The following is a 10,069-nucleotide window of genomic DNA, read 5'->3' on the forward strand; positions in this document are numbered from 1 at the left end:
GTCACCCCGGGCGGGGGTGACCGGCCGTGTGCGGGCGGGGCCCTGTGGCTTCCGTTCCCGGGGCGTGCGGAAGCGGCTTCCGTTCCCGTGGCGTGGCGTCCGCCCGGCTGCCCGCCCGCTTCCTTCAGGCTTCCTCCCGGCTGTGTTCCGGCTGTGTTCCGGTTTCCCTCGTGGCGCCGGGATGTCCCTCCGTACCACCGCTGTGACCTTCGTCCCAACCGTGATCGGATACACGATCGGCTCCCGGGCCCGGTCCGGCTATGCTCAGGGGTGGGTCACCGAGGGCCGTTAGCTCAATTGGCAGAGCAGCGGACTTTTAATCCGTTGGTTGTCGGTTCGAGTCCGACACGGCCTACCACCCAGCCCCTGGTCAGACATTGTCTGGCCGGGGGCTTCGCCCGTTCTTGCGGGCTTGGGGAGCGTTCTCCGGCCCGGGAGCGGGCGGGTGCGGCGCTGTTCCCCCTGGACCGGGTCCCCTGGGCCTCGGCTCACTCGCGACGTGGTTCCCTCGCGCCCTCGGGCCGCTCGCGACCCGGCTCACGAGGTGTCACCCGTCGCCGGGGTGCCCTGGCCGGGCCGTACCGGCCAGGGCGGCCGGAGGTCAGGGCTCGGGCCAGTAGACGCCGTTGATCGCGCGGTGGATCAGAGTGCCCGGGGCGTCGGCGAGAACCTCGAAGCGGAGTTCGGTGCCCTTGGCCAGGGTGCCCGCGTCGGTGAAGCGGAACTCGGCCTCGCCGCGCTGGTCCGCGTACGTGTTCTGCGGGCGCCGGTCGGAGCGGTCGCGCTTGGCCGGGAGGTACCGGTGGAAGCGGCCCTGGACGCGGGTGCCCGGCGGCAGGCCCTTGACGGAGAGATGGACCCCGATGTCATAGCGGGACGGGCCGGAGACGATCTCGCCCCCCTCGTCGGGCAGGGCGAGCAGGGTCCACCGGCCCGCCGTGAGCCGGGTGTCGATGGGGTTGTTGGTGTCGATCACTCGGGGCACGTCGGTCTCCTGTGGGGGTACGGGCGTGGACGGAACGGGCAGGGCGGGGGCGGTGCCGCCCGGTCGTGGGGCGCCCTTCCGCACCCAGGCGTAGAGGGGGCCGCCCGGGCAGGCGGTGGCGAAGCCGTCGCGGTGGCCGCCGATCCAGTTGCCCGCGTCGCCCTCGCGGCGCAGGTACTCGATGGCGTCCCGGATGCCATGGAGCATGGCGTCCGGCGGGGTGGTCATCCCCTCGGACCCGAGGAGGGCGCAGACCGCGTAGTCCTGGCTGTTGAGGGAGCCGGTGCCGTTGGCTCCGGTACGGCGGTGGGCTCCTCGTCCCTCGTACACATAGCCGTGCTCGCAGACGAGCATGTTGTACGCGATATCCGAGTAGTTCTCGGTCGGATGGGCGAGATGGGCGGCGCGGACCGCCCGTACCTCGTCGTCGCAACGGCCGTGGGCGCGCGAGCTGTAGGGCTTGCCGAGGTAGTGGACCTTCACTCCCCGGGTGCGGGCTATGGAGGCGGCGGGGGAGGTGGCGGGGGCGCCCCACTGGGCGCGCCGGACCAGTTTCATACGCCCTCCCGGAGTGCTGTCGCCGCGTGGCTGGTGTCTCTCATGCGTGGCTCTCTCAGGTCGTGGCTGGAGCGGGTCTTTCCGCCCCCTCACCGTTCGATTCTGACCGTCCCCGCCCGGGGGTGTGCCACCCGGCATGCCCAACGCGGGGGAGCGAACGAAGGTGGAGGTGCGCACTCCGCGTCAGAGCCGGTGCGGGGAGCGGGAGTCGCGCGTCCGCGCCCCCGGGGGAAACCGGGCCTGACGGGCCGTCGGCGGACGGAGATCCACCCAGGTCACGGCGGGGCGGGGGCGGGTCCCGGGGCTGGTGGGCAGGAGTGTCATGGCAGCGGATCCTCGTCGGCGGGGCGGGCGGGGGTGCCGTGTCCGGAGCGTCTTCATCCGGGCGATGGCGCGTGTTCAGCCATGTCACCGGGACGTCACCGGTCGAGCGGTCACGGCGGTCGGCGTGGCGCGGCGGTGAGAGGGACCCCGGAGGAGGCCGGAGGATCGCCCGGCGGATCCTAGAGGGTGACGAGTCCGTCATAGCCGATGAGTCCGGCCTCTCCGCCGCGCCCTCCGGGGCGGCCGGGTGCGGGAGGTGGTCGGGCGTGCCAGGGCCGGGCCCGCGCCGAACCGGAGCGGGGCGGGCCCTGGCGTGCCCGACCGTGAGCCGTGTCTCATCGGGTGACCGGCCGGAGCGGTTCACCGGCTGGCGGTCGGTGCGGTCGGCGCGGTTCACCGGCTGGCGGTCGGAGAGCTCCGGGCGGTCGGAGCGGTCCGGGCGAACTCGTGGTCCGAGCGGTCGACGAGCGTGGTCGATGAGACCGGAGCCGTCCGGCCGGGGCGGACCGGTCGACCGGACCCACCGGATCGACCGGGTGGCGGGCCGTCCGCGTAACCCTGGAGTACCCGAACCCGACGAGGAGCTGATGGTGGAGCGGACAGAGAGCGGCGCGGAGACGCCCGTGGCCGGTCCGGGCGGTCGTGTCCCGGCCGGTGGGGGCGGCTCCGCCGCTGGTCTTCCGGCTCGGTCGGGCCGGGGCGGGGCCGACGGTGGTGCGCCCCGGCCCGGTGCGTCCGACGGCGTTCCGGCGCAGCCCCGGGGCTCCGACCGCAGGCCGGCCCGGCCCGGCGGGAGGGGGAGTGACCGCGAGCTGATACGGCCCGGTGGCGTGGGCCGGGTGCCGGTGCGGCCCGATGGCGCGGGCGGCCGGCCGGCGCCGCCCGGTGCCGTCGGCTCCTCACATGTCGCGGACCGCTCCGATGAAGCCGGGGCGGTGGCGCGCCAGTGGGGCGAGGCGGCGCCCGTCCGGCCGGGCGCCGAGGGGACGGCGCGACCGGCCGTACCGTACGAGGCGAACCCTCCGTACGAGGCGAACCCTCCGCGTGAGGACGGCCCCGCCCATGAACCGGGTTCCGCCCATGGACCGAGCCCTGACCGCGAGACGGGCCCTCGTCATGACGCGGGTCCCGCCCACCGGCGGCAGACACCTGCCCGCCGCCGGGGGCCGCGGACCGTCCTCGCCGTCTACGGGATCACCACCGCCGTCCATCTGCTCGCGCTCGGGCTGCTGAGCACACCGGGCGGGGCGGGCATCAAGGACCGGCTGCTCGCCTGGGACGCGCTGCTCTACCTCTCCATAACCACCGAGGGCTACCCCGACGGGCTGACCTACGACGACTCCGGCCGCCCCACCGGTAACAACCTCGCCTTCTTCCCCGTCTTCCCGCTTCTGACCCGGGGGCTGTACCGCGTCACCGGTCTGGAGCCCGGTACGGCCGCGCTCGTCGTCGCCCATCTCTCCCTGCTGGTCGCGCTCCTCCTCGTGCACCGGCTGCTCGAACGCATTTTTGACACGCGCACGGCGACGATCGGGATCGTCCTCCTCGCGGGTGCCCAGCCCATGGCGGTGACCTTCCTCATGGGGTACGCCGAGTCGACCTTCCTCGCCCTCGCGGCGGGCTCGCTGCTCGCCGCGCACCACCGGGCGTGGCTGCTCGCCGGGGTGCTGGCGCTGCTCACCGGGCTCACCCGGCCCGCCGCCCTCGCCGTCGTCGTGGCGCTGGGGGTCGCGGTCCTGGTGGAGCTGTGGCGCGCGGGCGGCCCACGGTGGCGTCCGATCGCGGGGCTGGTGCTGGGCGCTCTGGGGACACCGGCCTATCTGGTGTGGGTGGGGGTGCGTTCGGGGCAGTACGACGCGTACTTCGTGATCCAGCAGGCGGGCTGGGGGACGTCCTGGGACAACGGCGCCGCCTTCGCCGACTTCGTCCGCGAGACCCTGCTGCGCGGGGACGGCTGGGTCCCCGTCAGCACCGCCGTGCTGCTGCTGGCGATCATCTGTGCCACCGCCGTCGCCTGGCGGCGTGACGCCTGGCCACCGCTGCTCGTCTACGGGACCGTGATGCTGCTGGTGACCCTCGGGCAGAGCAACTACTACCACTCCAAACTGCGGCTGCTCATCCCGGCGCTGATCTTCCTGGTGCCGCTGGCGCGCGGGCTGGCCAAGGCCCACCCCCGTACGGTCGTCATCAGCCTGGCCGCCGCGACGGTCTTCGGCAGCTGGTACGGCGCGCATATGCTCACGACCTGGCGATACGCCATCTGACGTGACAACGGGGGTTGAGCGGGTTTCGGCCATGAGGGGTGCGGGCCGCCGTGCGGGGCGGGAACACGCTGGCGCACGATGGCCGTTCCCGACCATCGTCAGCCGCGAGGAGACCGCCCCCGTGACCGCCTCCACGCCCCCGGCGTACGCCCCTGGGCCTTCGGAACCCTCACATCCCTGTGACCTCTCCAGGATCTCCGGCTTCTTGGGCTCCACGGAGCGCTCTGAGCTCTCCCGCCTCTCCGAGCCCGCTGCCTCCGTCACTCATACCGCTGGTTTCGGCCGCTCCCTGTGCTCCGATCACGCGGCGACCCGTGCTCCGCTCCCGCGGGACCGGGCCGATGCCCTCGCCCTGCCGGGCTCCCCGCTCGCCGTCGACGCCCTGCGCCACGCGGAGGAGCGCACCCACCCCACCGTCTTCCGCCACAGCGTGCGCGGTTACCTCTACAGCCGCGCGCTCGCCGGAAGCCAGGGTCTCGTCCCGGGCGCCGACTACGACGACGACCCGCTGTTCGTCGCCGCCGTCCTGCACGACATCGGGCTCTGCGCCCCCGCGTACGCGGACCCCGGCGCCTCCTCCGGACCGCCCGAGGCCCTGGGCGCCCGGCTCGCCGCCCGCTTTCTGCGGGAGTGGGGCGCGGGGGAGGACGTCGTCAGGGTCGTACGGAACGCCATCGCGTTCTCCGGGCCCGGGGACCCGCGTCCCCCCGGGGGAAGGGAGGCGGCCCTGTGCCGCGCGGGGATCGCGGCCGACATCGGCGGCGCGGAGCGCGACCGGCTGCCGACCGGACTGACGGCACGGGTCGAGGCCGCGTTCCCCGGTGACGAACTGGCCTACGCCGTGGCCGACCCGGTGGTCGGGCGCGCGCTGTCCGGACTCTTCCGGGGCGAACCACTGGTGGAGTTCCGGGGCGCGCCGGCGCACCACGGACGGGCGTGGAGCGGCTGAGCGGGTGGGCCCGGGGGGCCGCCGGGTGTCCCCCCGCGGGTCCCGTGTGCCCCGCGTCTCCGGCCGCCCGTCGGCCGGAGACCTCCTGGAGCACACCGCTCGGAATGCCCTGAAACGACTCGTACTGCTGGATATCTTTTGATACCCGCCCGTACCGCCTGCGCCGCCCGTCCCGTTCAGCACGTATCCCGGAACTTCACACTCTGGATGTGTTTCTTCCAGAGCTGCTGGCTGAGCCCGCTGCCCGCCCGTGCGCAGACCGCCGCGATCACGCGCTCGGGCGACACCGGGTAGGTGCGCGCCGGTGTGTGGTCGCCGTCCACCGTGAGGGTCTCCCCGTCCTGGTCGAAGGTCAGCGAGCGCACCCCGTCCCCGGCCGTCAGCAGCGGCCCGCCGAGCGGACGGCTCGACGCCGCGTCCCAGAGCTGTACGGTCCCGGTGGATCCGCCGCTCACCAGCACCGTCCCGTCGGGTGAGTACTCCAGGTCGGTGACGGCCTCCGGCGCCTCCTCCCCCGACGCGGTGGAGGTGGCCACGAACTCGGACCGGCGTTCGCCCCTGTCGTTCCAGACCGTCACCCAGCCCTGGACGTTGCCGGTCGCCCGCGACCGGCCGCCGCCCGGTGAGACCGCGACCGCGGTCTCGGTGTCATCGGGCGAGACGGAGGCGTCCGGCGCGGTGGCGGTGGCCTCCTGGCGCCACTCGGTGGTGAGGACGTCGCCGAGGGAGACGCTGCGCACGGGCTGGCTCGGGTGCTGTTCGACATAGCGGAGCAGACCCGCCTCGGCGTCGAGGGTGACGTACGCGAGGGTCCCGCCCTTGATCCGGTACCGGTAGACGGGAGCGTCCTTGCGGGCGGCGGCCGTGTTCAGCCGGTCGACGCGCCAGACGAGGATCTCCTGGTCGGTCGCGGTCACCAGGAACCGCCCGTCCTGGCTGAGGGTGTGCGGCGACGACCGGATCACCGGGACGGACGACAGCTCCCGGCCGAGCGTCAGGGCCCAGACGTGCAGGCGCTCGTCGGTGTGGACCACGAGTTTGCGGCCCAGCGCGCTGAGTGTGAGCTGGCGTGCCGTGGGACTGCAGGCGACCCGGGAGAGGGCCGCCCGGCCGGGTACGGGGACGGGCCGTGCGGAGCGTGTGTCCCACAGTTCGGCCGTGCCCGCCGCCGTACACAGGGCGACCAGCGAACCGTCCTGGCTGAGTACGGCCTGGCGGGTCGGGCCCTCGCGCTGGAGGACCGGGCGCTTGCGGCGGATGTCCCAGGCGATGACGCTCCGCTGGGTGCGCAGCAGCAGGATGTGCCCGTAGGGACCGGAGCGCTGGACTCCCTCCGTCCCCGGGGCCGGCAGCAAGGTCATGGCGCCGGTCTTCAGATGCCGGATCCGCTCCTGCCCGTTGGCGACACCGGTCGCGAGGTACGGAGGTGAGATCTGCTCCCGTTCGATCCGCTCCGACGGGTCGAGCGGCACGTGATGCGGCTGAGCCTCCGGCCGGGTCACGTCCCACACGGTCGCCCGGTCGTCGGGGCGGCGCACCACGGCGATCCGCCCGTCGGGACTCAGTTCGACCGTGCCCGACAGACCCGGCTTCTGGGGCAGATCGACCCGCAGGACATCGCTCTCCTGCTGGGTGAGGGCGCCGAAGAGCGAGCCCCGGGCCTCCAGGGTGGGGTGGATCCGCCAGGCGGCGACGCTGAGCCGCATCGCGACCCGCGGGTCGCTGTAGCGCATGCTGTCGGCGAGCGCGGCGACCCGGCGGGAGGTGGCCTCGGCCAGCCGCTGCTCACCGGTCCGGTTGCGCTGCCAGGCGGTGGCGCCCGCGATCAGGGTGAGGGCGAGCAGGATCGACACCGCGGCGGTCAGCACATGGCGGCGGCTGCGCTCCCGGGCCAGGGCGGTGGCGCTCGCGGTGAGGAAGCGGTGTTCGAGCGGGGTCAGATCGCCGGGGTGGTGCGGGGCGCCGAAGGTCTCCTGGGCCTCGGCGAGCCGCAGCCCCCGGTAGAGGGCGCCGGTGTCCTGCCGCAGGGCGTGCCAGGTCTGGGCGGCCTCGGTGAGACGGCGGTGGACCCGCAGCCGGTGCCGGCCGTGGTCGATCCAGCCGCGCAGCCGGGGCCAGGCGGTGATGAGGGCCTCGTGGGTGAGGTCGACCGTGTCCTGGTCGAGGGTGATCAGCCGGGCGGCGGCGAGCCGTTCGAGGACGAGCGCGGTGTCGGCGGCGGACCCGCCGACACCGAGCAGTTCCTGGCGGGGGACGGGCCGCCGGGTGTCCGGGGCGCCGTCCCCTGGGGTGATCAGCCGCAGCAGCGCCCGCCGGGCCAGCAGCGCCTGATCGGTGGTGAGCCGGGCGTAGGCGGCCTCGGCGGTGGCGGCGACGGCGCCGTGGACCCCGCCGCTGGCCTGGTAGGCGGCGAGCGTGAGGGTACGGGCGCGGCGTCGGCGCCAGGTCTCCAGCAGCGCGTGGGACATCAGGGGCAGGGCGGCGGGTTCGTCGGCGATGTCGTCGAGGACGCGCTGGGTCAGCTCGCGCTCGACGGTGAGTCCATGGGCCTTGGCGGGCCGGGTGATGGCCTCCCGTAGTTCGTCGCGGGTCATCGCGCCGATGAGGAGGGTGGATTCCCGCACCGCGTCGGTGAGTCCCCGGTAGTCGGCGAGTCGCCCGTAGAAGTCGGCGCGGAGCGCGAGCACCACGCGCAGTCGGCTGCCGGGCTTCTCCGCGGTGAGCAGGAGGTCGATGAACCGTGTGCGTTCTGTGGCGTCTGTGACGAGAGTAAACGTTTCCTCAAACTGGTCGACGATGATGACCGTGTCGCCGTCCTCCGCGCTGGGCTCGAAGAGATGCCCGTGCGTCCGGGCGGGGCGCTCCCCGGGAGTGAGGATCCGGATGGCGGCGGGACCGCACCCGGCGCCGCCCGGCCGCGGAGCGAGCGCGGCGGGGACCTCATCGGTGCCGGTGCCATGACCGGTGCCATGACCGGTTACGTGACCGGTTACGTGACCGGGGCCGGGCCCCGGGGCGGGGCCGGTACCGGGATGGCGACCGGAGCCGGAGCCAGGGCCGGACCCCGCCCCCCGCACTCCCCGGTCGCCCTCTCCCGCCGAGGGCGGATGTTCCTGGAGATACGGGATCAACCCGGCCCGCAGCAGGGAGGACTTGCCGCTGCCCGAGCCGCCGACGACCGCGACCACCCGCCGCGCCGCGACCAGCGTGGTCAGGTCCTCCACCAGGCGGTCCCGGCCGAAGAAGCGCTCCCGGTCGCCCGGTTCGAAGCGGGCCAGCCCCCGATACGGTGGATCTGATCGTTCCGCTTCCTCCTCGGCCCGTTCCACCGCGCTCTCGTCCAGCGCGGCCCGCCAGCGCTCCTCCCAGACCGCCGGGTCGCCGCCGCAGGCCCGTACATACGCCATCGCCACCGCGAGCGAGGGCAGCTGCTCCCCGGCGGCGGCCCGCGAGAGCGTCGTCACCGAGTACCCCGCCCGCTCGGCCATCACCCGGTAGGTGACCGGACCCGCGTCCTGGCGCAGTCGGCGCAGTTCATACGCGAACCGCTGCACCGGACCCGCCCCCGGATCGACCGGCACCTCTCGTCGTCCCGCCATCGCGTCAACCCCCTCCGCACCGCGGCACAACCTACGTAACCGCCGCCTCACCAGGAAAGATCATCCAAGGTCATTTGTTGTGACGCACTCGATCAATGTTTTGTGACGTCACAGGGGTGCGGAACAATTCCCGGCCCGGTTCCAATCGACTGCGGACCGCGAGAAGCGCCAGCCCCCACCCCATGTGGCACGCGACCCGAATCCCCCACGCGAGGCGACCGCCTCTTCTCCGCCAGCGCACGGCACGCATCGCTCGCACGCGACGCCCACCCGGCCCCGGGCTGCCCGAAGCCGGCCTGGCACCAGACACAGAGGGACGCACATGAGTGACCGCATACGGCAGGACCACGAATCGGACGACGGCGCGCAGTACCTTCTCGACCAGCTCCTGACGAACCCCGCGAACCATGTGCTGGAGAGCCTCACCCAGGCCCTCGGTATCGGCGTGGACCGCTTCTCCCAGCGCACCACCTCCCTGCGGGTCGTCCGGGAGGAGCCCGTGGCGGGCATCCCGGCGCCCCGGACGGCGGACAACCCGCCGCGCCCCGCCCGGAGCGCGCCACGGCCCGCCGTCACCGCGGTGGCCGGTCAGATCTCCCGTACGGGACAGGCCTCCCGTACGGGTCAAGTCGCCCGGGTGGTGCAGGCTTCCCGCGCCGGGGCGGCGGCCTCGCGCACGCCCGCGGGCCTGGGCGGACCCACGCGCCCCGGCACGGTGCCCCGGGTCGGCCCGGCACCGCGCGCGGTGGCACCGCCGCGCCCGCTGAACCCGGCCGGGCCCGGCGGCCCGGGAGCCCGTCCGGATGTCGCCGTCCCCCGGATCACCCCGCCGCGGGTGGTGTCGGTGCCCCACACCCATCCGGCGGCGGCGGCCTTCGCGCACCTCGACGCGGTGGAGGACGGGCTCTTCCGTATCTATCTCGCCCTGGAGGACATCACCGGGCACTACGCCCCCGATGACCACCCGGCCGTGGTCATCATGAAGCGGATGGAGGCGTTCGACGTCGATGACGGCAAGGCGGTCCTCACCGCCCCGGACCTCTCCCGCCACCAGGTCCTCAACTGGTTCGGCGACGCGGTCGACTTCCTGACGGAACTGCCGCTGCGGCTGCGCCCGCTGATGAACCGGATGGACATCCGGGAGAACCACAGGAACAACGGCCGGACGAGCGGCTGGACCGCCCGGGTCGAAGGCGGCCTCACCCAGGCCGTCCAGGAGCTGCGACTGGCCCGGAACGCCTCCGTCAAGCTCATCGACGAGCGCGAGCGCGGCCTCCTCCGCCCGGACACCGGCCGGGACCGTACGGCCTGACGGCGCCGGGCCCGACTCCGTACGGCCGTAGGCGACGACGAGGGGTCCCCGGACGGATCATCCGGGGACCCCTCGTCG

At 73.8% G+C, this 10,069-nt stretch carries 5 protein-coding genes and 1 tRNA gene; 4 read left to right on the forward strand and 2 right to left on the reverse strand.

Annotation, left to right across the window (positions count from 1 at the left end; translation table 11 throughout):
• Positions 1-282: 282 nt before the first annotated feature.
• Positions 283-358, forward strand: a tRNA-Lys gene (locus ACFVIM_RS28600).
• Between the two features lie 243 nt (positions 359-601).
• On the opposite strand, the gene ACFVIM_RS28605 is transcribed toward ACFVIM_RS28600, so the two are convergent.
• Positions 602-1,543, reverse strand: a complete 942-nt coding sequence (locus tag ACFVIM_RS28605) for a peptidoglycan recognition family protein (protein WP_384307166.1) — start codon at positions 1,541-1,543, stop codon at positions 602-604.
• A 1,259-nt stretch (positions 1,544-2,802) separates the two neighbouring features.
• Here ACFVIM_RS28605 and ACFVIM_RS28610 point away from each other — a divergent pair.
• Positions 2,803-4,131 (forward strand): hypothetical protein, encoded by a 1,329-nt coding sequence (locus ACFVIM_RS28610; protein ID WP_384307169.1) that lies wholly within the window; start codon positions 2,803-2,805, stop codon positions 4,129-4,131.
• A 205-nt stretch (positions 4,132-4,336) separates the two neighbouring features.
• Positions 4,337-5,080, forward strand: a complete 744-nt coding sequence (locus ACFVIM_RS28615) for a hypothetical protein (protein ID WP_384307172.1) — start codon at positions 4,337-4,339, stop codon at positions 5,078-5,080.
• A 176-nt stretch (positions 5,081-5,256) separates the two neighbouring features.
• Here ACFVIM_RS28615 and ACFVIM_RS28620 read toward each other — a convergent pair whose 3' ends face one another.
• Positions 5,257-8,679, reverse strand: a complete 3,423-nt coding sequence (locus ACFVIM_RS28620; RefSeq protein ID WP_384307175.1) for a DNA-binding protein — start codon at positions 8,677-8,679, stop codon at positions 5,257-5,259.
• A gap of 322 nt (positions 8,680-9,001) precedes the next feature.
• Between ACFVIM_RS28620 and ACFVIM_RS28625 the strand changes: the two genes are divergently transcribed.
• Positions 9,002-9,991 (forward strand): hypothetical protein, encoded by a 990-nt coding sequence (locus tag ACFVIM_RS28625; protein WP_384307177.1) that lies wholly within the window; start codon positions 9,002-9,004, stop codon positions 9,989-9,991.
• Positions 9,992-10,069: the final 78 nt, after the last annotated feature.

Origin of the sequence: Streptomyces sp. NPDC057638 (genome assembly GCF_042800315.1) — a bacterium.
Taxonomy (GTDB): domain Bacteria; phylum Actinomycetota; class Actinomycetes; order Streptomycetales; family Streptomycetaceae; genus Streptomyces.

Coding starts and splice junctions, on each gene's coding strand:
- ACFVIM_RS28605 (WP_384307166.1), bottom strand. CDS start 1,543: ATGAAACTGGTCCGGCGCGCCCAGTGGGGCGCCCCCGCCACCTCCCCC.
- ACFVIM_RS28620 (WP_384307175.1), bottom strand. CDS start 8,679: ATGGCGGGACGACGAGAGGTGCCGGTCGATCCGGGGGCGGGTCCGGTG.
- ACFVIM_RS28625 (WP_384307177.1), top strand. CDS start 9,002: ATGAGTGACCGCATACGGCAGGACCACGAATCGGACGACGGCGCGCAG.